General features: G+C 58.2%; 20 protein-coding genes and 7 pseudogenes. 15 read left to right on the forward strand and 12 right to left on the reverse strand.

Annotation, left to right across the window (positions count from 1 at the left end):
* The first annotated feature begins 290 nt into the window (after nucleotides 1-290).
* The 8 genes and pseudogenes from AC1D2N_RS04130 (at nucleotide 291) to AC1D2N_RS04165 (ending at nucleotide 9,115) form a co-directional block, all read left to right on the forward strand.
* The gene (locus tag AC1D2N_RS04130) at nucleotides 291-1,451 is read left to right on the forward strand and encodes an HlyD family secretion protein (protein ID WP_245484520.1); all 1,161 of its coding nucleotides are present in this window, start codon (nucleotides 291-293) and stop codon (nucleotides 1,449-1,451) included.
* The gene (locus AC1D2N_RS04135; protein WP_130653780.1) at nucleotides 1,444-2,991 is read left to right on the forward strand and encodes an MFS transporter; all 1,548 of its coding nucleotides are present in this window, start codon (nucleotides 1,444-1,446) and stop codon (nucleotides 2,989-2,991) included. The genes AC1D2N_RS04130 and AC1D2N_RS04135 overlap by 8 nt, the downstream gene beginning before the upstream one ends.
* Nucleotides 2,992-3,029: 38 nt before the next feature.
* Nucleotides 3,030-3,836: pseudogene (locus AC1D2N_RS04140) on the forward strand (adenylate/guanylate cyclase domain-containing protein).
* 82 nt (nucleotides 3,837-3,918) lie between these two features.
* Nucleotides 3,919-4,872, forward strand: coding sequence for an aldo/keto reductase (locus AC1D2N_RS04145; protein ID WP_130653781.1), 954 nt, complete (start codon nucleotides 3,919-3,921; stop codon nucleotides 4,870-4,872).
* A 134-nt stretch (nucleotides 4,873-5,006) separates the two neighbouring features.
* On the forward strand, nucleotides 5,007-5,534 hold the full coding sequence (locus tag AC1D2N_RS04150) for a TetR/AcrR family transcriptional regulator (RefSeq protein WP_245277550.1): 528 nt from the start codon (nucleotides 5,007-5,009) through the stop codon (nucleotides 5,532-5,534).
* A gap of 150 nt (nucleotides 5,535-5,684) precedes the next feature.
* Nucleotides 5,685-7,478: an acetolactate synthase 3 large subunit gene (locus tag AC1D2N_RS04155; RefSeq protein WP_245484519.1), complete on the forward strand. Its 1,794-nt coding sequence runs from the start codon at nucleotides 5,685-5,687 to the stop codon at nucleotides 7,476-7,478.
* Nucleotides 7,475-8,026, forward strand: coding sequence for a G/U mismatch-specific DNA glycosylase (mug, locus tag AC1D2N_RS04160; RefSeq protein WP_130748247.1), 552 nt, complete (start codon nucleotides 7,475-7,477; stop codon nucleotides 8,024-8,026). Before AC1D2N_RS04155 ends, mug begins: the two co-directional genes overlap by 4 nt.
* 90 nt (nucleotides 8,027-8,116) lie before the next feature.
* On the forward strand, nucleotides 8,117-9,115 hold the full coding sequence (locus tag AC1D2N_RS04165; protein WP_130653783.1) for a GlxA family transcriptional regulator: 999 nt from the start codon (nucleotides 8,117-8,119) through the stop codon (nucleotides 9,113-9,115).
* A 6-nt stretch (nucleotides 9,116-9,121) separates the two neighbouring features.
* Here AC1D2N_RS04165 and AC1D2N_RS04170 read toward each other — a convergent pair whose 3' ends face one another.
* Nucleotides 9,122-9,415, reverse strand: a complete 294-nt coding sequence (locus AC1D2N_RS04170) for an ArsR/SmtB family transcription factor (RefSeq protein WP_027687747.1) — start codon at nucleotides 9,413-9,415, stop codon at nucleotides 9,122-9,124.
* A 964-nt stretch (nucleotides 9,416-10,379) separates the two neighbouring features.
* Between AC1D2N_RS04170 and AC1D2N_RS04175 the strand changes: the two are divergent.
* A pseudogene (locus tag AC1D2N_RS04175) lies at nucleotides 10,380-10,609 on the forward strand (transposase domain-containing protein); the annotation flags it as partial.
* A gap of 31 nt (nucleotides 10,610-10,640) precedes the next feature.
* Nucleotides 10,641-10,766: a hypothetical protein gene (locus tag AC1D2N_RS04180; protein WP_281032829.1), complete on the forward strand. Its 126-nt coding sequence runs from the start codon at nucleotides 10,641-10,643 to the stop codon at nucleotides 10,764-10,766.
* On the opposite strand, the pseudogene AC1D2N_RS04185 reads toward AC1D2N_RS04180, so the two are convergent.
* Both AC1D2N_RS04185 and AC1D2N_RS04190 read right to left on the reverse strand, forming a co-directional pair.
* A pseudogene (locus tag AC1D2N_RS04185) lies at nucleotides 10,744-10,975 on the reverse strand (DUF599 family protein); the annotation flags it as partial. The gene AC1D2N_RS04180 and the pseudogene AC1D2N_RS04185 overlap by 23 nt on opposite strands.
* Before the next feature lie 121 nt (nucleotides 10,976-11,096).
* On the reverse strand, nucleotides 11,097-12,038 hold the full coding sequence (locus tag AC1D2N_RS04190) for an ATP-binding protein (protein WP_130653784.1): 942 nt from the start codon (nucleotides 12,036-12,038) through the stop codon (nucleotides 11,097-11,099).
* Nucleotides 12,039-12,517: 479 nt separating this feature from the next.
* On the opposite strand from AC1D2N_RS04190, the pseudogene AC1D2N_RS04195 reads away from it, so the two are divergent.
* A pseudogene (locus AC1D2N_RS04195) lies at nucleotides 12,518-12,745 on the forward strand (CrpP-related protein); the annotation flags it as partial.
* Here the strand turns inward: AC1D2N_RS04195 and AC1D2N_RS04200 are convergent.
* Both AC1D2N_RS04200 and AC1D2N_RS04205 read right to left on the reverse strand, forming a co-directional pair.
* On the reverse strand, nucleotides 12,688-12,924 hold the full coding sequence (locus AC1D2N_RS04200) for a hypothetical protein (protein WP_027687745.1): 237 nt from the start codon (nucleotides 12,922-12,924) through the stop codon (nucleotides 12,688-12,690). The pseudogene AC1D2N_RS04195 and the gene AC1D2N_RS04200 overlap by 58 nt on opposite strands.
* Nucleotides 12,925-13,049: 125 nt before the next feature.
* The gene (locus AC1D2N_RS04205; RefSeq protein ID WP_412104594.1) at nucleotides 13,050-13,259 is read right to left on the reverse strand and encodes a DUF3606 domain-containing protein; all 210 of its coding nucleotides are present in this window, start codon (nucleotides 13,257-13,259) and stop codon (nucleotides 13,050-13,052) included.
* Between AC1D2N_RS04205 and AC1D2N_RS04210 the strand changes: the two are divergent.
* Nucleotides 13,181-13,651, forward strand: a pseudogene (locus AC1D2N_RS04210) (alpha/beta hydrolase); the annotation flags it as partial. The gene AC1D2N_RS04205 and the pseudogene AC1D2N_RS04210 overlap by 79 nt on opposite strands.
* A 69-nt stretch (nucleotides 13,652-13,720) precedes the next feature.
* Here AC1D2N_RS04210 and AC1D2N_RS04215 read toward each other — a convergent pair.
* Together AC1D2N_RS04215 and AC1D2N_RS04220 are read right to left on the reverse strand one after the other, a co-directional pair.
* Nucleotides 13,721-14,098, reverse strand: a complete 378-nt coding sequence (locus AC1D2N_RS04215; protein WP_065276502.1) for a sunset domain-containing protein — start codon at nucleotides 14,096-14,098, stop codon at nucleotides 13,721-13,723.
* 98 nt (nucleotides 14,099-14,196) lie between these two features.
* Nucleotides 14,197-14,344, reverse strand: a pseudogene (locus AC1D2N_RS04220) (recombinase family protein); the annotation flags it as partial.
* A 134-nt stretch (nucleotides 14,345-14,478) separates the two neighbouring features.
* Between AC1D2N_RS04220 and AC1D2N_RS04225 the strand changes: the two are divergent.
* Nucleotides 14,479-15,081, forward strand: a complete 603-nt coding sequence (locus tag AC1D2N_RS04225) for a hypothetical protein (RefSeq protein WP_130653785.1) — start codon at nucleotides 14,479-14,481, stop codon at nucleotides 15,079-15,081.
* A 188-nt stretch (nucleotides 15,082-15,269) separates the two neighbouring features.
* Here AC1D2N_RS04225 and AC1D2N_RS04230 read toward each other — a convergent pair.
* Nucleotides 15,270-15,464: pseudogene (locus AC1D2N_RS04230) on the reverse strand (LysR family transcriptional regulator); the annotation flags it as partial.
* 208 nt (nucleotides 15,465-15,672) lie between these two features.
* On the opposite strand from AC1D2N_RS04230, the gene AC1D2N_RS04235 reads away from it, so the two are divergent.
* Nucleotides 15,673-16,182, forward strand: a complete 510-nt coding sequence (locus tag AC1D2N_RS04235) for a hypothetical protein (RefSeq protein WP_130653786.1) — start codon at nucleotides 15,673-15,675, stop codon at nucleotides 16,180-16,182.
* 289 nt (nucleotides 16,183-16,471) lie between these two features.
* On the opposite strand, the gene AC1D2N_RS04240 is transcribed toward AC1D2N_RS04235, so the two are convergent.
* Both AC1D2N_RS04240 and AC1D2N_RS04245 read right to left on the reverse strand, forming a co-directional pair.
* Complete coding sequence (locus AC1D2N_RS04240) at nucleotides 16,472-16,915, reverse strand: hypothetical protein (protein WP_130653787.1); 444 nt, start codon at nucleotides 16,913-16,915, stop codon at nucleotides 16,472-16,474.
* Between the two features lie 519 nt (nucleotides 16,916-17,434).
* Nucleotides 17,435-17,617: a hypothetical protein gene (locus AC1D2N_RS04245; protein WP_018071481.1), complete on the reverse strand. Its 183-nt coding sequence runs from the start codon at nucleotides 17,615-17,617 to the stop codon at nucleotides 17,435-17,437.
* A 70-nt stretch (nucleotides 17,618-17,687) separates the two neighbouring features.
* On the opposite strand from AC1D2N_RS04245, the gene AC1D2N_RS04250 reads away from it, so the two are divergent.
* The gene (locus AC1D2N_RS04250) at nucleotides 17,688-18,329 is read left to right on the forward strand and encodes an alpha/beta hydrolase family protein (RefSeq protein WP_130653788.1); all 642 of its coding nucleotides are present in this window, start codon (nucleotides 17,688-17,690) and stop codon (nucleotides 18,327-18,329) included.
* Here the strand turns inward: AC1D2N_RS04250 and AC1D2N_RS04255 are convergent.
* Together AC1D2N_RS04255 and AC1D2N_RS04260 are read right to left on the reverse strand one after the other, a co-directional pair.
* Complete coding sequence (locus tag AC1D2N_RS04255) at nucleotides 18,326-19,024, reverse strand: RES family NAD+ phosphorylase (protein WP_477980788.1); 699 nt, start codon at nucleotides 19,022-19,024, stop codon at nucleotides 18,326-18,328. The two genes, AC1D2N_RS04250 and AC1D2N_RS04255, sit on opposite strands and share 4 nt — an antisense overlap.
* Nucleotides 19,021-19,542 carry an MbcA/ParS/Xre antitoxin family protein gene (locus AC1D2N_RS04260; protein WP_130653790.1) on the reverse strand — a complete coding sequence of 174 codons (522 nt, stop codon included), beginning with the start codon at nucleotides 19,540-19,542 and terminating at the stop codon, nucleotides 19,021-19,023. The genes AC1D2N_RS04255 and AC1D2N_RS04260 overlap by 4 nt, the downstream gene beginning before the upstream one ends.
* Nucleotides 19,543-19,678: the final 136 nt, after the last annotated feature.

The following is a 19,678-nucleotide window of genomic DNA, read 5'->3' on the forward strand; positions in this document are numbered from 1 at the left end:
CGATACCTAAGTTCTGTGGCGTCAAGCGCCGTCGGGTGGTCTCATATACCCGCCCAGTGTCAGCGAAAACGAATAGCAGTACCGGCGCGATTTCATGAGGCCCATCTAGTCGATACGCTACGTATCGTTTATATAACTTCCGTGGGGTTTCGAGTGACTGCTGGTGGCTCGTCCGTCGACGAAACCAGTCGCCTTTCAAGGACCGAAGCGCGAACCAACCCTCCAATTGTGGACCGCCACGGTCCAACACACGAATGAAGTCATGGCGTGGTAGAAGAAAGGAACCAGAGTTGGCACCCGAAAACAATGTAACAGCGCTCGTGGCCCCTGCGGGGAACGGCCAGGAGCTGAAGGCTCCCGCGGCTCCAGTAGCTCCGGCAGCTCCGGTGGTTGAAGCGCGCAACCGTTCATCGTTGATCGTTCCCGGCTCGGCGATCATCATAGCACTTGGCGCCGTAGTCGCAGCGGGGGCGAACTGGGATTCGTGGGTCGCCGCTCGAAGCCTTCAATCCACAGACGACGCAGCGGTTTTCGCTGATGTCTCGTCGGTAAGCGCGCGTATCGGGGGGACCGTCGAGCTGGCGCCGGTCGCGGACTATTCGCGTGTCAAAACTGGCGATCTTCTATTCTCGATCGACCGGAAGCCGTATGAAGTGGCACTTCGTTCCGCCGAGGCAAAGCTTGAGGCAGCCCGCGCCCAACTCGAAGACAATTCGACGCAGCGCGTGTTTCAATTCACCCAGATCGACGTAGCCGCAGCGCAACGCGATGCGTCAGAAGCCGATAAGGTCCAGGCTGACAAGGAGCTTCAGCGCCAGACGCGGCTGGGCCTGGACGGCCGGGCAAGCTCGGTTCAAAACCTGGAGAAGGCTACGGCGGCATTCGAGCGGGCCGCAGCGAATTTGAAGACGGCCAACGCGAATGTAGCTGCGCAACAGGTGAAGCTGGAAGTGCTCGCCAAACAACGCGAAGTCCTGCAGGCGAATGTCGATCTAGCCGAAGCGGACGTCGCTGCCCGTCGGCTGGACGTCGGATACACAAGCGTTCGTGCGCCGATCGATGGCATTGTCGCCCGACGGAACGTGCAACTTGGCAATTATGTGAGCGTTGGCACCAGTCTGATTTCGATAGTCCCACTTCCCCACGTTTACATCCTCGCGAACTACAAGGAAAATCAACTTTCGAGAGTCCGGGAGGGGCAGGCCGTCGACGTCACAGCGGACCTCCTTCCGGGAGAGACGTTTCATGGGGCCGTGGCGAAGATTTCGCCTGCGAGCGGCTCGACCTTCGCCCTGCTTCCTCCCGACAACGCCACCGGCAATTTTACCAAAGTTGCTCAGCGCCTGACGGTTCGCATCGAGCTTGACGCAAAACAGCCGCACTTCGAAAGGCTTCGGCCGGGAATGTCGGTCATCACGAAGATCGATACAGGGGCCAAAACCCATGAGTAAGTCCAGCGATCTGCCACGCCAGGGTTTCGTTGCGGTGGCAATGGTTCTGGCGTCGATACTGACCGCGTTCGATGTCCGTTTGGCGAACATCGGTCTTGCTGACCTGCGAGGAGCGTTCGGATTGAGCTTCGACGAAGGCGCTTGGCTGAGCACGTTCGCGACTGCACCTCAAATTCTGGTCGCCCCGAGCGTCGGCTGGTTGATAGCCGTCTTTGGCGTCAAGCGAGTAATGACCGTCCCTGTGGCGCTCTACTCGACGGTATCGGTTCTGATCCCCTTCCAGCATTCGTTCGAAGTTCTAGCAGTCCTTCACGCGTTGCGAGCGGTGGTGCTCGGGATGTTCGTCGGCGCCACGCTGATGATAGCGTTCAAGAATCTCGATCGAAGGTACTGGATATTCGCGCTGGCTTTCTACGTCCTCCGGATACCGTTCGCGCAGAATCTGGGACTCTATACGGCGGGAAGCTACACCCAGACGATCGGCTGGCAATGGCTTTACTGGCAGGGAGCCTTGATTGCTCCCATGGTCGGAATCCTATTTTGGTATGGCGCGAAGCCAGTCGCGACTGACCGTGAGCTGCTGAGCCGTGCGGACTGGGGCGGAATGGCGCTGTTCGGCGTGGCGTTGACCACGCTCTATTTTGCACTGGATCAGGGGAATCGATTGGACTGGTTTCGATCCGGGATGGTCGTCTCTCTGATGATCGCCACCGTGTTTCTGGTAATCGTATTCCTCTGGCATGAGGCGAGCGTGGCGCATCCCTGGGCGCATATTTCTGTGCTCTTCTCTCGAAATGTGGCCTTGGGCTTTGCAGCCATCGCTTGTTTCATGACCACCAGCTTGGGGAGCTCGCTACTCGAGCCCAACTTCTTGGTCTCGGTGACGCGACTGCGGCCCGAGCAAGTGGGCGACTTCTCTGCGCCGCTTGCCATCGCACTCCTGCTGGTGGCGACTGGGACTGCGGTGGTGCTGGTAAGAACTATCAAGCAGCGGGCCACCCTGATCCTCGGCTTCTCCTGTTTTCTAGTAGCGGCATGGTTGGGAACCGAACTCACGAACCTTTGGGCGCTGCCGGAATTCCGTCTGATAGTCGTTCTGCAGATTTTTGGAGAAGAACTGGTCTTCCTTGCCGCCGTCGCCACGCTTTTCAGCAATGTGAACCCTGCGCGCGCCGTGTCGCTCACGGCTTATGTCCAGGTTATGCGCCTGATCTGCTCCGAGACGGTCGCAACCACGATGACCACCTGGATCCGGCAGCGCGAGCAGTTGCACTCCAACCTTATCGGTCTACACGTCACAGGAACGACACCAAGATGGAATTCGATGCTTGCCAGTCTTGGCTCCGGTTCTTCGAGCGGCTTGACGTCCGCGGACGCAGTAAAGCGCGGATTGGGCGTATTGGCGTCCACCGTGCAAAGAGAGGCCAGCGTTCTAGCCTATATCGACGGCTTCTGGCTCACATTTGCTGCGGCGGTCGCTGGACTGCTCGTCGTCTCTCTCATGGCCCCCTCGCCCGCCCATCCACTTACGACCCGCTGACCGCATATCCGAGCTGACGGACCGTTCTCGACATGTCGATGAAAACCAAGCAAATTGCAGAGTTGACCGCTTGGCTAATGCAGGCGGGTCTTGAAGGGATGCCGGAGATCGATTTGCTGGCCGGGTTCTGCGTACGTTGCGCGGCATCTGGCGTTCCGGTGGAACGAGCCAGCGCGGTGATCGAGGCGCTGCATCCAATGTACGAGCGTCGTGCTTTCCGATGGGACTCCAATCAGGCGATCGAGAGGTTGTCCGAGTTTGGATTGGGCACGGGCGGAAGCCTTTTCGGACCTTGCCAACTTTACCAGCATCTCAGACATGTCCGATCCTCAGGAAGTCATCCCAATGCTCAACGACTACGCCGAGGCGGTCACCTCGTCCGTGAAGGCAACCGGCGGCGAAGTGCTCAGGCTGATAGGCGACGGCACCCTCGCGATCTTCAGAGGAACTACTGCGCGCAAGAGGCCTGCGCTGCCGCGCTGCACGGGCGTGGCGTGCTCGACAAGAAGCTCGTTGATCTGAACGCGCGACGCAGGATCGTAGGCCGCGCCGTGACCGAAGTCTATCTGGCTCTGCACTTTGGCGAAGTCTTCTACGGCAACATTGGTGGACGAGAGCGATTGGATTTCACCGTCATCGGGCCGGCGGTAAACGAGGTCAGCCGGATTGCCTCCCTTTATCGCTCGCTCGACAGAGACCTGCTGATATCGGCGCCATTTGCCTCCGCACTGCAGGCGGACCACCACGAGGGTCCCCTGCTTTCGATTGGTACGCACGCTCTGCGAGGGGTCAGCCGAACTCAAGAACTTTTCACGATCGAACAACGCGTCGACGTGGATGGCTAGCAGAAAATTCGACCCTGACATCTGCGACGACGGCGCAACGAGCGTTGGCGCATCGATGATTTTCTCAATCAAGGAGTATGAAATGAAAGAGACGACAGCACCTCGCGATCGCCGCATCCCGCTCTTGGACGGCCGCGGCGACATTCCAGTCGTTGGCTTCGGGACGTTGATACCCAGCCCTACGGCTACAAGGGAAGCGGTCACGCTGGCCATCGAGAGTGGCTTCCGGCACCTCGACTGCGCGGAGCGTTATCTGAACGAGCATGTAATCGGGGAAGCTTTGCAGGACGCCTTCAGCGCCGGTGTGGTTGACCGAGAAGATATGTTCATCACCACGAAGCTTTGGAACACCAATCACAGGCCAGAGCGGGTCGAGGCTGCGTTCGACGCAAGCTGCCGGAGGCTGCAGGTAGACTATGTCGACGCATACCTCATACACACGCCCTTCGCTTTCCAGCCCGGTGATGACCATGATCCTCGCGACGAGCATGGTGCCGTCATCTACGATGATCAGGTGAATTTGATCGACACATGGCGGGCGCTGGAAGCGCTTGTCGATGGCGGCAGATGCAGGGCGATCGGTCTCTCCGACGTTACACTGCCGAAATTGAAGCTGGTCGTGGAAGCCGCAAGGATAAAGCCCGCGATCGTTCAGATGGAATCGCACCCTTATCTCCCCGAGTGGGAGATGCTCGAATTCTGTAAGAAGGAAGGAATCGTTCTTCTAGCTTTCGCACCCTTGGGGCATGGCATGGAACCGAACCTCCTTGAGGACGCGGTGATCCAGAACATCGCCAGGCGCCTTGATATGACGCCTGCCCAGGTATCTCTTGCATGGGCCGCGCAACGAGGGACCGCATTTCTGACGACGTCGGTGACGCCCAGCCGCATCCTTGAAAACGCCAACCTTCTCTCTATTCCGGAGGAAGCGCTGATGGAGATCGGCCAGAAGATCGAGACCGAGATCCGGTTCAATTCGGTCGTCGACACCGGCGTTCCAGGCTTCATCCCGCGCGCGCCACCGTCAAGCTCCTGATCAGGGCTCGCGTTTCGCTGTTGATCCGGACCTTAAACTTGGGTTACCCCTGAAGTATGACCAGTCTGCCAAAACCTCTCGCTAAACCTCGCAAGTCCACCGGAGCTCGGCGGAATCCCGAGGCCGAGGCGGCCGTGCTGGCGGCGGCTCGTGACGTGATCTCCGAGAAGGGGTACACCGGATTTTCAGTCGAGGAAGTCGCTCGAAGGGCCGGATCGGGGAAGACAACGATCTACCGGTGGTACCCGACGAAGGCGGATCTTTTCATCGCGATCTACACGGCCGAACGCCATGTGTCTGTCCCGGTCCCCGATACCGGCGACCTCTTGGACGACCTGGAGCAGTACACCATCAGCTTGTGGCGATTCTGGGCACAGCATCCGGCGGGTGCGGCGTTGAAAAGCCTCATAGCGGAAGCGCAGGGCGCATCTGAGGCGCTGGAGGCATTGCGCGAGCGGTTTCTCCCCGCTCGGACCGCCGACGTCAGGCAGATGCTGAAGAGAGGTGCGGAGCGAGGTCAGGTCCGTGCGGAAGACGTAGACGACAAAGTCACGCTCTGGGTCGGGCTGAGCTGGTTCAAATTGCTAGTGAACGAGCTTGATCAGGTATCATCCGTCCGGCGGCTCATGGGGCACATCGCAGGAACAGGTCTCTCGAGATGAAGCTCAAGCGTTGGGCGACGGGCGCTGGCAGCAATGGACGAGCATCTGTCCGTTTTTGCCCTCAACGAGACAAATCGGTCACCCTTAAATTCTTTATACTCGTGTGGATGAGAAGCGACGCAGCTTCCTGATATCGAGTGGAATTTAAGTATGAAACCCAACGAATACGCTATGCCGCCCGCGCCTAATGAAATGTCGGGAGCCGAAATGGTCGTCCGAGCGCTCGCAGATCGTGGCGTCGAAGTGCTGTTTGGATACCCAGGCGGCGCCGTATTGCCAATCTATGACGCGATGCTCGACGAGCCGAGGCTGCGTCATATTTTAGTTCGCCACGAACAAGGCGCGGCACATGCCGCGGAAGGCTACGCCCGCTCCAGCGGAAAGCCCGGCGTGGTCCTCGTGACCAGCGGACCTGGAGCGATTAACACGGTTGTCGGAATTGCGGACGCGCTCATGGATTCGATCCCCCTGATCGTCATCACGGGGCAAGTACCCACGCATCTCATAGGCACGGACGCGTTCCAAGAGGCGGACACTATCGGCATAACTAGGTCGTGTACGAAGCACAGCTACTTGGTCAGAAGCGTCGAGGAGCTGCCGCATGTCTTGCATGAGGCCTACCGTGTCGCAACGACGGGTAGACCGGGTCCAGTCGTCATCGACATCCCAAAAGACATCCAGGTCAAGACCGGACGATACGTCGGCCCGGCCGACGCTCTGCCGCTTCATCGCTTTGAGCCGCAGACCAAGGCGAATCCTGTGCTTATTGACGAGGCGATAGCCTTACTGGCGGAAGCACGACGGCCCATCATTTACAGCGGCGGCGGCATAATCAATTCCGGTCCTGCAGCGAGCCAGCGGCTTAGACAGTTCGCGGCTTTGCTGGGCGCCCCGGTTACATCCACGTTGACCGGTTTGGGAGCGTTTCCCGCGTCCGATCCGCTTTGGATCGGGATGCCTGGAATGCACGGAGCATATGAAGCGAACCACGCTATGCACGACTGCGACGTCATGTTTTGTGTGGGCGCCCGGTTCGATGATCGGGTTACCGGTAGGTTGGAGGCTTTCTCTCCCGGTTCCCGCAAGATCCATGTTGACATAGATCCCTCGTCGATCGGCAAGCTAGTCCAGGTGGATGTAGCGATTGTAGGTGACGCTTGCTCAGTTCTCGAAGATATGATCGCCGCGTGGCCGCAATCGTTGCGCACAAACCGTCAGGAAAGGCTTATGCCGTGGTGGGAGCAAATAGAAAAGTGGCGATCACGTAACGGCTTCGGCTACCGAAAGTCTGACGAGGTCATCAAGCCACAGTATGCCATCGAACGATTGCGCGCGCTGACCCGCGACCGGGACGTTTACGTGACGACGGAAGTAGGGCAGCACCAGATGTGGGCAGCACAGTTCTTCAGCCTCGAGGAACCGAACCGATGGATGACTTCCGGCGGGCTGGGCACCATGGGCTACGGTCTTCCCGCGGCAATTGGAGCGCAACTCGCTCACCCGACGGGCACGGTCATTGATATCGCCGGGGAGGCGTCCATCCTGATGAATATGCAGGAGATGTCCACGGCGGTTCAGTACAAACTCCCCGTCAAGATCTTCATTCTCAATAACGAGTACATGGGGATGATCAGACAATGGCAGGAATTGCTCCACGACGAGCGATATAGTCACTCCTATTCGGAAAGCCTGCCAGATTTCGTGAAGTTGGCGGAGGCCTATGGCGCCAAAGGCATGAGAGCAGAGACGCCCGCCGAACTCGATGAGAAAATTCTAGAAATGCTGTCTCATCCAGGTCCGGTGATCTTTGACTGCCGAGTAGAAAAGACGGAGAACTGCCTCCCAATGATCCCTTCCGGCAAGGCTCATAACGAAATGATCCTTTCAGATGAGGCGATCGATCTCGGTTCCGTTATCACTGGGGAGGGTCGCGCACTTGTATGAGTGACCCTGTTCCCCTTTTCCAAGCGCCAGGCCCCGCGGCTGCCTCTGCGGGGCTCTCTGATGTTTTGGCGCCTTGCTTACCCGTGGTTTTCTGCGGACTGAACCCAGCAACCTCTGCTGTCCGGGACGGCCACAATTTTTCATCTCCAAGCAACCGGTTTTGGCGCGTACTTCATCTTTCGGGGTTTACCCCCTATCTGCTGCGCGCCGAACAGGAGCGACAGATTCTGGACTACGGTTGCGGCATCACCGCTTTTGTATCTCGCGCGACGAAAGGTGCCGCCGAACTTGGTCCCGAGGACTACGCCTTCGCCGCCCCGGAATTCAAACGCAAAATCGAAGTTTTTCGACCGAGGAAACTTGCGTTTCTCGGCAAACCGGCATTCGCTGGTCTTATCAAAGCTCAAAGTTTTGATTGGGGTCGGCAAGCTGTGACATTCGGTGGAGCAGAAGTCTGGGTATTGCCGAACCCTAGCGGTCTAAACCGGTCGTTTTCACTGCTCGCCCTCGTAACCGAGTACACTCGGCTCCGCGCGAACTACGACTAAAACGATGCCAATTGCCCGATAGCTGCAACCGCCGGCAAAGTTGACCAAGGGGCGGTCGACTGACTTGGGCCGGGCGCAAGGAGGCGTCTCATGCGCATAGCAATACTAGCCATGCCAGGCGTTCAGATGCTGGACGTCGCAGGACCGATGGACGTGTTTTCTGAGGCAAACAACCTGATCAATGGAAGAGCAGGATACCAGCTTGCTATCGTGGGGAGGGATTTGGAGCCGATCGTCACTTCCAATGGCGGTCGTTTGCTCCCCGATCGGACAATCGAACAAACTCTAGACGGATTTGACACGTTAGTGATCGCCGGCAGCCCGCGCGTTAAAGACTTCGAGGCGGACCGTGACCTGGTCGAATGGGTAAAAAGCGGATCCCTGAGTTTGCGCCGACTGGCCTCTATCTGTACGGGAGCTTTCTTGTTGGGAAGCGCAGGTCTGTTGAATGGTCGACGAGCCACGACGCACTGGAATTCGACGACACGGCTAAAAAAAATGTTTCCCGCGATAGACGTGCAGCCGAATACCATTTTCATTAGGGACGGTGCCGTCTACACCAGTGCCGGCGTGACGGCGAGTATGGATCTTGCGCTCGCCTTGGTCGAAGAAGACTTCGGTAGAGGCGTTGCCCTAAGGGTCGCGAAAGAGCTCATCCTTTTCCTGCAACGTCCAGGAGGCCAGTCCCAATTCAGCGTCCATCTTGAAGCTCAGATCTCCGAAATGGGCCCTATTCGCGACATCACACAGTGGATAGCAGCAAATATCGCCGACGACCTAGCTGTCGACGCGCTGGCATCCCGCCTCGGAATGAGCGCGCGCAACTTCGCCCGCACATTCAAACGCGAAACGGACATGACACCTGGCGACTACGTTGAAGCTGTCAGGGTGGATGCCGCAAGAAGGATGCTTGAAGAGGGCGATGTCCCGCTAAAGCGAGTTGCGGCGTTGTGTGGTTTCAACGATCAGAGTGCCTTTCGCCGGGCCTTCATGAGGCGCATCCACGTGACGCCGGTGGAATACCGGAGCCGCTTCCGTCGGGGCGTTAGCCGGGCGCCAAGAGAACTTCTCCGTTTGGTAGGCACGTGATTCCAATCAAATTTCTGCTGCTAGCTGCCGCAGAAAATTCGATATTGCGCGCTCGTTCCTCCGATAAAATCTCCACTGACCGATCTTCCTAGAACTCAAGAGATCGGCGTCTGTCAGTGCTTTAAGATGACCGGAGGCCGTCGACTGAGCCATCCCGTCGCGCTGGAACTGATTTGCGCAGACGCCTAGCTCCATAGGATACTCCTGCGGTCCGAAATAACGTTCAGGATCCTTCAGCCATTTCAAAATGTTCAATCGCGTCGGATGAGCCAACGTCCTGATAACGGTTGCGGAGTCCATATCTACTTCCCGGTGTCATCTCTTTTTCGAAACGGTGGCGAACCGCTTCGTGGCAGAACTCTGCCGCCGGGAGCCGCGCTTTTCGCGGCTCAACCGGCGGTCCAGACAGGCCTCCCTGCAGGCCCGAAACAAATTTTCCAATCGAGCAGAGCCGGTACTAACTCCGATGACCACCGCTATCGAACTACACCACCTCTCGGGACATCATCTCCGCACCTGGCTCAACTGTTTCAGGGACCACACTTCGTGCGATCAACTCGAGCAGACCTTCTGCGGACATAATATCGTGCTCATTTCTGTCTGAGACTCGCTTCAAAAGGCGAAATCGGACAAAGACCCTGCAAATCCTGCCGATCGATGTGCTTACAATCCGCCACTCCCTGCGCCACACCAATTGGACGATGGTATTGGAAGGAGCTCAGCAAGGGAGGCAACGGACCTACCAATACTTAAGTGCACTTAAATCGTCCGCCCGATCGCGTTAGCCTGTACCTGTCGTTGACCTCCACTCTCGAACATTTGTTAAGACCAGCGACATGCTCCGGCGTCCTCCCCTCCGCCGGGGCCAGCGGCCTAGCGAGGCCCGCTTGGGCCGTCTCTTCCGCCTTTGAGACGGCCCACCTTTTCAGGGAGAACGGCATAGGCCTGAGTTTTAACCTGCTGTGTCGGGCGAGTTCAGAGCGAAAAGCTCGATAGGCTTCAAACCCCTTGAGGCTGTGGCAGCCGACTGGTTCGGCGTTGGCGTGCTCAGCCGCTTTCTTAAAAGCCCTGGACATCAAGACCGTTCTCGCAAGATCGCCGCAAGTGGCCTGGATACGGCTGAGAAGGTTGACGTCAGAACCGATCAGCTTGAAGTCTAGGCCGTCCCGGTCCGACATTACCGTGACTCACCTGTCCGTAGTGAAGCGCTGCTGCGCTGGCTTGCAGGACAGCACCGTTTAGGATCGGCTCGGCGAGCTCAGGGAGTACCGTCGAGCGATCCATCCGGCCGATCGCCCTCAATCGGAAAAACGCGTTATTCGCCGGTTCCGACGCGGGAGCCAAGCATTGGGCGACAATCGCCTCACTCATTGAAACGGCAAAGCTCCACGGCGTCGTGCCGATGGCCTATCTGACGGACGTGACCACAAGATCGTCAACGGACATCCCAACAGCCATGACCTATTGCCCTGGGTTTGTGCCGCGAAACCAGAAACCAGGGCCGTGGCCTGGAAACACCGCTCTGATGTCCTTTGTCAATGTTTTGGCCACGGAGAATGGCACGCTCGAAAGAGCGTCCAAGCATGATGAGCGCGTATGGGTGGAGGCGGAACTCAAGGACCTCGGTGTAAGAACCACGCTGCTGCCGTAACGGTAAAATAATAGGATCGGACGCAAACACTAAATGAACGGAGGGCTGGGTTCACAACTATTGTCAACGCCTCGGTCCAGGCAATGACGTCACCCTTTTCTCCGGGACGGGCTGGCGTCGATCGCCCCCAGGCAATAGTTCAACTGCCGCACCGCCCAGATGAAGTCTGACAATCCGCGAAGCAAGGTCCCCATGACCAAGAGCACCTTCGGACAGATTCTTCGAGCGGGCCGATACGTTTGTGCAATGGCGCAGCCGTCGTGGCGAAGATACTGTTGCAGCAAGAGATCGAGTGTCTTGCTTCAATGGACGATCAAAGTGGCGCCTGCTTTATCTGTCGGCCGACCTGTAACATGGAAGAGAGAACGAAAAGCAGGCCCCCGGGCCATCCTCGTTGCCCGTCGCCCAAATTCGCCCACCGTGGTTCTTAATGATTGTCCGGCAAACCGAAAGACCGATACCGATAGAGTTCGACTTGGTGGTGTAAAACGCTTTGAATATTCTGTCCGGCGGATTTCCGGCTAGCCCGGTTCCGGTATCCGTTATGCTGACAACCAAGCCGTTCGATTGGTCTCCAGACGTTTGAACGCCTATGATTTTGCTCTGATTTTGGACGGAGGCTACGGCGTCTATCGCATTTAAAATGAGGTTGAGCATAACCTGCTGCAACTGAATCCTGTCGCCGACGGCGAGCGGCAATTCATCCGATAGACTGGTTTGAACGATCGCACCGCCCTTCTGTAGATTCCACGCGAGGAGAGTTATTACCTCTTTGACAGCATCGTTGATGTTTACCGTTTGCGAACTTGGCGCGGCCTCCGCAAACATGCCACGGAACCGTCGAATCATCTCTCTCGCCCGCTCAGCATCTCTCATTGTCCGTTCGATAGACTCTGCAACGCCGGAGAGGTCGGGAGGATGCGAAGCTAGCAGTCGCGCTCCGGCGTCTGCGTTTGCCCATATTCCCGACAACGGTTGGCTGACCTCGTGTGCGATCAACGCTGTCATCGCCTTCAGAGTGGCAATACGCATAGCGTCAGCAAGCGCCGAATAGGTGATGCGTAGCGCCTCTTCAGCGCTTTGATCAACGGCGGACTCCGAATCCACGCATAACCTGATCGGCTGCTTAGAGTGGGCTTTGGAAAGGGCTTCGCGGAGAATCTCGTTCTCCAGTGTCTTGCGTCCAAGAATGCGTTCAAGCTCGCGCGCTCGATCTTCCAGCTTCTTGATGTCAGAATTGCCGATGACCGGCTCGTCGGAATCCACAGCCATCTCGCCCTCCCTCAGAGTCCAGCGCCATCGCTGTAAAAGGTCTGGCGCGACTCTCTGTCGCCGAGCCGCCTAGGAGAAGGTCTCACCAAAGGCATAGCTGGTAACGATGATCTGCAGTTTGCGCTCCGTTGTCCAGTGTCCCCTACGAACGTCGGGCGCCGCCAGGTAGAGATATCTCGTATCGAAACCTAATCCACGCACGCAAAACGTGCCCGACGGCAGAAGAAGTGGCCTTCGGAGCGCAGAACTTCCGATAGCCTTGTGCGTACCGACGAATGTTCGTCTCGGTTGGTCGGTCATCCGGTCTTCGTGGGCTAGCTGATTGGCATCTTACGTGGAGCATGCGGTAACAAGCTGCCTATGTAGAAGACTTCGGAAACAGCGATGCGGCTGACGCCAATGTAGATATCGGTGGGACAACAGCCTATGAGCAGACCTTCCCAACCAGATTTTCGCCGACGCGGGCGCCCCCATGACAACCTTATCTCGCACCACGCCGAATGCCGACAGGCGATACGTCTGCGCTGGGAGACTGGCTGGCGCGTCACGACGCATGGAAATTCGGCTGGGAGGCGGAGTACCGAAGAAGACGCGGTCGGATCACATGCAGTGCGAAATCGTCGAGTTCAGCCCGATCTGATTTGGCCTATCAATGCACTGAGCTCGAAGATGGCGCGTTTACGCGCGTGGCGGCCAGCCCGACGTAAGTACCGATCAGAACGGTCGCCATCTCCTCTACCGAGCGACAGCCCGCAGTGTAGAGTTCGATGGCGGCATCACACAAAAACGAGGAAGCTTGATCGTCCCACTCCACCTCGTAGTACCGATACCATTCACGGACTGCCTTCGACATCAGCAGGTGGTCTTCCTTTATGCACTTGGACATGCGTTATCCCAGACATGGAGGCGGCAGGCCTGCTTGGCTATGACTGCTTCGTACGACACAGCGGAAAGACAGGACATCCACGGGGGCCTGCTTCGTCAGTGGACAGGGCATTGCCGCTCGGCCGTCTAACGGCGACCAATCTCGGTCTCGACCTTCTTGCGTGAGTTGCCAGCGCTCTTCACGGCCTTCTTGACGGCATCTTTCGAGACGCCTTCCTTCGTTGCTTCGTACTTGACCTCGTGATCCTGGCCGGAATGGCTATAACGACAGCGTGACGCTTGAAAAGCGGGCGGAGACGCTGGAGCAGTTGAGCCGGCAGCGCTGGGCTGATGCAGACAAAGGCACTCCGGCCTACCAACCACCATACAACGAGCTCAAGGGCGGTGAGGCGCAGTTCCTTGTCGACTACCACGACTACTACATGACGCCGCGCGGCTTTCACCCCCGCGCAGTCAATTCCGGCAATTCATGGTCCCAGACGACGCCGCTGTCATTTATGAACATGCCGATCCTGACCTACATCGCGGAGATCTCGCCGCGCCCGATCCTGTTCGTCCACGGCGAGAAGGCTCACTCGCGCTATTTCGCCGAGACCGCCTTCGCGGCAGCCGCGGAGCCGAAGGAGCTGATGATCATCCCTGGCTCCAGCCATACCGACCTTTACGACCGGATGGACAAGATTCCCTTTGATCGGATCGCCGACTTCTTCGGACAGCATCTGGCCTAGACGACGCAGTCGTCGCCGCTCGATCTGGCTGATCGAGAGACCCAGCGACATCGGGTCGAAGTCGGTTCATCACGATTTCGATTTCCGCCAGCCCGCCGCCCAAGCTTCAAATTCCGAGCAGAACCACCGCTCTCCATACTTGGGGCTGATCTTCGTCTCTGCGTAGCGTCGCTGCCCCGGCACATGGAAGATGCGCTCGCCGGTGGCGATGCTGACATTGCCCTTGATTTTGCACGATTGTCCCGAGCCGCCTGAGGCGCTCCATGAGGCCAGCAAGTCGCTCGCGGTCCAGCCGCCGGCTGCACCAAACGCGAGGGCGCCGATGAATAAGCCCGGCGCCTTGAACAGCACCGATTTCTTCTGCTGATTGCGATAACCCGGACGCATGCCCCCAATCTCCGCCATTTCGCGCGAAATATCGTAGCCGCGTTCGCGTATGGCGAACATTTATCAAAAAGGGGTATCTCGCCAATTCCGACCTGCGGGCCTAGCCTTGAAATTTAGATTCTGCTGCGTCTTAACCGCTTGGAACGAAAAGGAATTGCCAGAAACTCAATGATGGTTGCGAGCTCCGTTCGGCCCTCACGGCTCGCGCCAGAGACTTTACCGAACGATCACGCACCCCTGGGCGTAGAGCCGTTGCTGCTGTATTTCGAAATCCTGATCAATGGTGCTGACCCGGGCATAACCGATTTTTGTGTCACCTCAAGCTTTAGGCATGAGGCTACATGATCTCGAGGAAGATGGCGATGTAGGGGACGGCATGCGCAAGAGAATGGAATTTCGCCCAAGCGCCACGGTAGCGGATTGGATGAGGGATCTCTGGAATGTCGATCTTGCTGAGAAGTTTGTCGCTGTTGGCTGGAATAACATTGGCGGCGCCTGCCTCTAGCAGTTGTTTGAGCGCTAAAGAAACCAAACAGGGCGTGCTGCTTACCAGAGAAGTACCTTTCTATTCCGTGTTCTACAAGCCGGACGGTCCGGGTCTCACCGAACAACGGCTGATGGAGCGTAACCATTCACTGCAGCCGGTGTCGGCTGTATATTTTCACCCGTTGCTCGTCGAAAAGAGAGTTAGTGCCAGCGGGACGCATGAGCTGAAATACGCGAATGCGATTGCGTTAGACGATCTACCACAGAAGAAGAACTGGCAATCCGAGACGACACTGTTCATCAATGGCCAAAAATCCGTTTCGGGCGCTACTGTTATTAGGTTCGACGGCTGGGGAGAGGAAACTATTGCATCTTGTTCTTACAATGTTTGGGCCGTCAACAGCCGTCTCGAACTAACGGGATTGCCTCCGATTATTTTTGAACAATACTATTCCCCCGAGCTTCGTCTCGTTCTTCGTTCGGTAAGGCTGAGCCCCTCCAACCAGCCGTTGAGCGAGGTTCGATTTGATCGGTTCCAAATTGGCTGGGGCAACTGATTGATCGTGGCCGCGCTTGCTGACTGACCTAAAAAGCGGGAATGTTACACCGGAACGCGATGAACATTGGAAGGGCCCCGTGAGCGGAACGAGAACGGCATTTGAAGCGACCGCCGCGACTGTGATACCCGCGCATGCTCTATCGCGCATCTTCCGCTCAGCGCGCACTACCCGTGGTGCCCCTCACCTCACCTGCCCGGCCGCGCCAGTGAGCGGGCGATATCGACGATGTCGCCGCGCGAGGCGGTTGGGTCCTCTTTATTCCAGGCAACACCAAGCCCGATCCGGAAGTCGATGCCCCTGACCGCCTTCAGCTCGAGGGCCCGGTTCGGCAATCCCTCGGTCCACTCCGGCGCAAAGCCGATGCCAAGGCCTGCCGAGACTTACGGCGTGACCGCCGCTCAGTTTGACATTCCTGTGGCGAGACAACTGAATTGCGGGAATACACGGAACTGTCGCATCGGATCAACCGCAACCTCGACCTTCTTGCCCCCGCTTGCCTTCCTTATATGAAAATGGATCACCGGCAGGTGCGGACAGCATAAAAAGCGCCTCAGCTATGCCGATGAGAAGCAGCGATAGGAGGGGTAATTGAGCGCAGCGGACTTCGTGCCGTATTTCACCATTCCGGGCTCGATCATTGGCGTCGTCACCGGCGCATTCGTTATATGGGAGCGTTTCTTCCGCTATCAGCCAACTGCATTCATTATCGCTACGCCTCTAATCCCTGGCGGCGCTCAGAAGGGCTGCTATCTCCGCGTCGTCAATCGCAGCGAGCGGCCAATTCTACTGTCTTGGCCGACTGGGATCGCTGATGATGTGCTGCGAATTGCGACAGATCATTCCACTCGCTCAATCGTCAAATCCCTGCTGCACGGGGAAAAAGCTGTCGTGCTCGACGGCGGGCAAGAGGCGACCTTTCCAGTTCTTACGCCACCAAATTGGCGTTCTCTGGACCCTGATCAAACCATAGAGACCACGGTCCGTTGGCGCTTCGTGCAGCCAGTAATCTGGAAGCGCGACCGGTCTTTCCTCGTGCGGATCTCGAAGCGCTCATATCTGCATTTGCTCGATGAAGTGGAAGACGATGCCGAGGAGTGACCTGTCAATCTCTCCAATGTTCTTCACCATCTGGCACATACGGCCCGCCTGCGCCATCCGCGCGAAGACCGTAGCGGCGATCCAGCCAGGCAATAAATGCCGGCCAGTATCGGCGACCTGCGAATAGTGGATCCTTCACCGGAAAGCCCGATTTCTCGGCCGCCGGCAGCGCAATCTTGAGCCGGTCGAGAGTAAGGCCGAGACGCCCGGCGAGTTTCCGATCGCTGCTCCATCGAAATTGATGCCGGGGTTCGTCTGGGCGAAGAGCCCGTTACCGACCCTGTTTCCGTTAAACTTGCATGTGTCGGTAATGACGAGGATCGACTCGGAGTGCAGATTGACGCGATAGGTACCGGAGGTGCCGCCGCTTGCATAGAGGCAGTCGATCATTCCCTTGCTTTGCATCGTCTGCAATGTTGGGATTGCCGATAAAAAAATCGGCCGCCGCGCCGACGATCTCGACGTTCCGCAGCCGGTATAGCGAGATCTTCTCGCAGACGAAAGCGGCATGGGCGCTGTCCTGGGCGACGTTGCCGAGGAAGGTGCAGTCGCGGATCTCGATGTTCTTCGACTCGACGGCCGCAGCGCGATCGCCGAGCCGCACCCAATGGTTGGTGTGCTGGATGATGAAGCGGGTCGCCCCGCGGCCGGCGCCTTGCAGGATGATAGGCTGGTTGGCGGTCGTTTCAATCAGTCCCAGCGTGGCATTGAGGTTGTAATCGCCCGGCGGCACATGAATAATGATCTCGTTGCGGCGCGTGTCGGGATAGCGGCACCATTGACAAATCGATTGGTCCGGTTCGGATCACGGGCGCCGACATCCAGCACTTCCCCGGTGACCGCGACAGCAAAGACAGCCTTCGCATTGTTCGATATTCCTTCAACGTAGGTCGCGCTGACCGCGAAATCGTCTCGCTCTACTCCATCGACGAGACCTTGATGTCGTCGTTGTCGAAGACAGGGAAAAGAGCATAAAAGTCCGTCGTCGGAACAACAGGACTATAACTGGTTACGAGGCGCCCGCCGCTTCCGGCCGGAACGTTCAGAACGCGCTAGAATGGGCACAAGTGCTGTAAAGCAAAAAGGGCGCTCGACCCTTGCGGGGAGCGCCCTTATCCTGTCGGACAACGAATAGCTCGACGACGTCGATACCACGCGCATCCATTTTTCAGGCAGGACGAGTATATGGACCCTCTCCGCCGGTGTTTCAAGAGTCGTTTCCACGGTCAGCACAACAATTGACCGCAGTCGATCAGGATGCGACCCCGGTGATCGGATTGACCACGGGCCGTTCGCTTTTGTCCCTGACCCCAGCTGGCTGCACCGCCGGCGGCGCCATCGATTCGGCGTCGGCGGGCTCCGGCTTCTCGGGAACGGCGCCGACATCCTTGGGGCGCCGCTGCTCGGGCTTTACGTTTTGATCATTCGTCGACATTGTCAGTCTCCTTTCAAGGAAGAAGTCACGGCCGTCGACATGGTTCCGACGATGGGATGGAGGATTACCGATGCTTGACAGGTTTCTACTGCAGGGGCCCCAGGATGCGCGCTTCACCATCCTTCTTGCGCATGGCGCCGGCGCGCCGATGGATTCGGCATCGATGACTTCAGCGGCAAATGCGCTCGCCGGCGCGGGCTTCCGCGTTGCACGTTTTGAATTCGCCTATATGGCCGCCCGCCGCAGCTCGGAAGGCCGCAAGCCGCCGCCGCGCGCCGAAACGCTCAATCCCGAATATGTGGCGGCTATTGCCGAGCTCGGGGCGAGCGGTTCGCTGATCATCGGCGGCAAGTCGATGGGTGGCCGCGTCGCCAGCATGATCGCCGACGATCTTCATCGTCAGGGAAAGATCGCCGGCCTGCTCTGCCTCGGCTATCCCTTTCATCCGCCCGGTCAGCCGGAGAAGCTGCGCACCGGCCATCTCAAAGCGCTGACGACACCCACCCTTATCTGTCAAGGAACGCGTGATGAATTCGGCACGCGGGACGAGGTGCCGGGCTACGATCTGTCCGACAGGATCGAGATCCTCTGGCTTGAGGACGGCGACCACGACCTCAAGCCGCGTAAGAAAATCTCCGGTTTCTCCAGTGCCGATCATCTGGCCACGATGGCGAAGACGGCCAAGGCATGGGCCGAGCGTCTCCCGGTCTAGGCGTTCCCTCTTGGCTGTCGTCGTCTTATTGCAAGCTTCCTGACATCGATGCGCCGCTCAGCGGCCGATACCGTGACTTCGAAATGGTCGACCTGCACCACGTCGCKAATATTACGCGGCCGGTGCGCAACGATGTTGACGCCGCTCCTCAGCCGGACACTGTCATAAAGGATACCGGCGCCGCCGCTCGAGCGCACCTCTTCCCCCAGCACTTGCGACGCCGCATAGCTGGTGCCGTCATAGACAGCGCGCCGCAGCATCTGTTCGCCCCTAATGTCGAGGTAATCACCAATCAGATTGGCCGAATAGCTTCGATAGGTCCGCGCCATTGTCGCGACCCCGCGCGCGACGGCCTCGCGCCTCAGATGATGGCCAACCTCGGCGGCGGCCGTCTTGAGATTGTCGGCGCCATACCAGGCACCGAGATCCGGGCCATTGAAGCGCATCCCGCCCGGCGCGACATGCAGGAACGCCGCCATCACGATACTGGAGTTGGGTGTGCCATACACCCACTCGGCTTCGGGAAGCCGACGGATGCGGTCGGCGACGAGACGGTCGTTGGTCCAGCCGACCAGCTCCATCACGGCCTCGAGATCGGCTGCCCTCGTCACCGTTTCAAAAAGACCGATTGGCGGAAATTGCGAGGGGATCAGCCGGTGCGACGGACGCGGCGCCTGGGCAAAACCATCCCTCACCGGAAGACGATGTCCGCATCTTCGTAAGGCGTGAACGCTTCATCTAGTATGTTCGGCTGCATGTAGAGACCACCTCGGGCGCCGTCCAGAAACCGGCGTACGGTCAGCAACCCGTCCTGAGTTCCGTTCGCCACGATATCAAGAGGCGGATGTCCACCGAAAGCGAGCGCCTGGTGCGGTGTGCGCAGCCAGGCGACGCCGGCGTGTTCATCGGAAAAAAGCACGCCGAGTGCTTGATGGATTCCAAAAACAGCCGAGATTCGCGTCAGAGTGTCGACATCAAGCGTGAACGCGCCGTGCTCGCGCGCCTGTTTGGCCCAATTGTGGTAGGTCGACCGGGATGGATAGCCGAGCACCAGCAGACGCTGCTCCTCGGTCAGCCCCCAGAGATCGGCGATTGCCAGAAAGGTGCGCAATGCCGGGGCACTCAGCCTCTTGCGATTGGCCGGAGCGAACCGCTCGGGTTCCAACCGCTGTGCTTCCTGGCCTTCTCGTTGCACTCGTCGCGCATGTTGCATGAAAAGTCTCCCGTCTTGAACTAGACTTAGTCCAGATCTGGGCATTTTTCAAGTGATTTGAAGGAACCGGTCTTTCTGACGTCCTCCGAACCGTAGAGGCAGCCCCGACACCCATCGGCAACCACCGCGAAAACTG

This window comes from Rhizobium sp. P1_B8 (assembly GCF_056406515.1).

Excerpts from the sequence above, each read along its gene's own strand:
- AC1D2N_RS04260 (WP_130653790.1), bottom strand. The coding sequence starts at position 19,542 with ATGCAACATGCGCGACGAGTGCAACGAGAAGGCCAGGAAGCACAGCGG.
- AC1D2N_RS04165 (WP_130653783.1), top strand. The coding sequence starts at position 8,117 with ATGCGCATAGCAATACTAGCCATGCCAGGCGTTCAGATGCTGGACGTC.
- AC1D2N_RS04215 (WP_065276502.1), bottom strand. The coding sequence starts at position 14,098 with ATGTTCGCCATACGCGAACGCGGCTACGATATTTCGCGCGAAATGGCG.
- AC1D2N_RS04225 (WP_130653785.1), top strand. The coding sequence starts at position 14,479 with ATGTCGATCTTGCTGAGAAGTTTGTCGCTGTTGGCTGGAATAACATTG.
- mug (WP_130748247.1), top strand. The coding sequence starts at position 7,475 with ATGAGTGACCCTGTTCCCCTTTTCCAAGCGCCAGGCCCCGCGGCTGCC.
- AC1D2N_RS04180 (WP_281032829.1), top strand. The coding sequence starts at position 10,641 with ATGTCCTTTGTCAATGTTTTGGCCACGGAGAATGGCACGCTCGAAAGA.
- AC1D2N_RS04190 (WP_130653784.1), bottom strand. The coding sequence starts at position 12,038 with ATGGCTGTGGATTCCGACGAGCCGGTCATCGGCAATTCTGACATCAAG.
- AC1D2N_RS04200 (WP_027687745.1), bottom strand. The coding sequence starts at position 12,924 with ATGTCCAAGTGCATAAAGGAAGACCACCTGCTGATGTCGAAGGCAGTC.
- AC1D2N_RS04245 (WP_018071481.1), bottom strand. The coding sequence starts at position 17,617 with ATGTCGACGAATGATCAAAACGTAAAGCCCGAGCAGCGGCGCCCCAAG.
- AC1D2N_RS04135 (WP_130653780.1), top strand. The coding sequence starts at position 1,444 with ATGAGTAAGTCCAGCGATCTGCCACGCCAGGGTTTCGTTGCGGTGGCA.
- AC1D2N_RS04145 (WP_130653781.1), top strand. The coding sequence starts at position 3,919 with ATGAAAGAGACGACAGCACCTCGCGATCGCCGCATCCCGCTCTTGGAC.
- AC1D2N_RS04170 (WP_027687747.1), bottom strand. The coding sequence starts at position 9,415 with ATGGACTCCGCAACCGTTATCAGGACGTTGGCTCATCCGACGCGATTG.
- AC1D2N_RS04155 (WP_245484519.1), top strand. The coding sequence starts at position 5,685 with ATGAAACCCAACGAATACGCTATGCCGCCCGCGCCTAATGAAATGTCG.
- AC1D2N_RS04250 (WP_130653788.1), top strand. The coding sequence starts at position 17,688 with ATGCTTGACAGGTTTCTACTGCAGGGGCCCCAGGATGCGCGCTTCACC.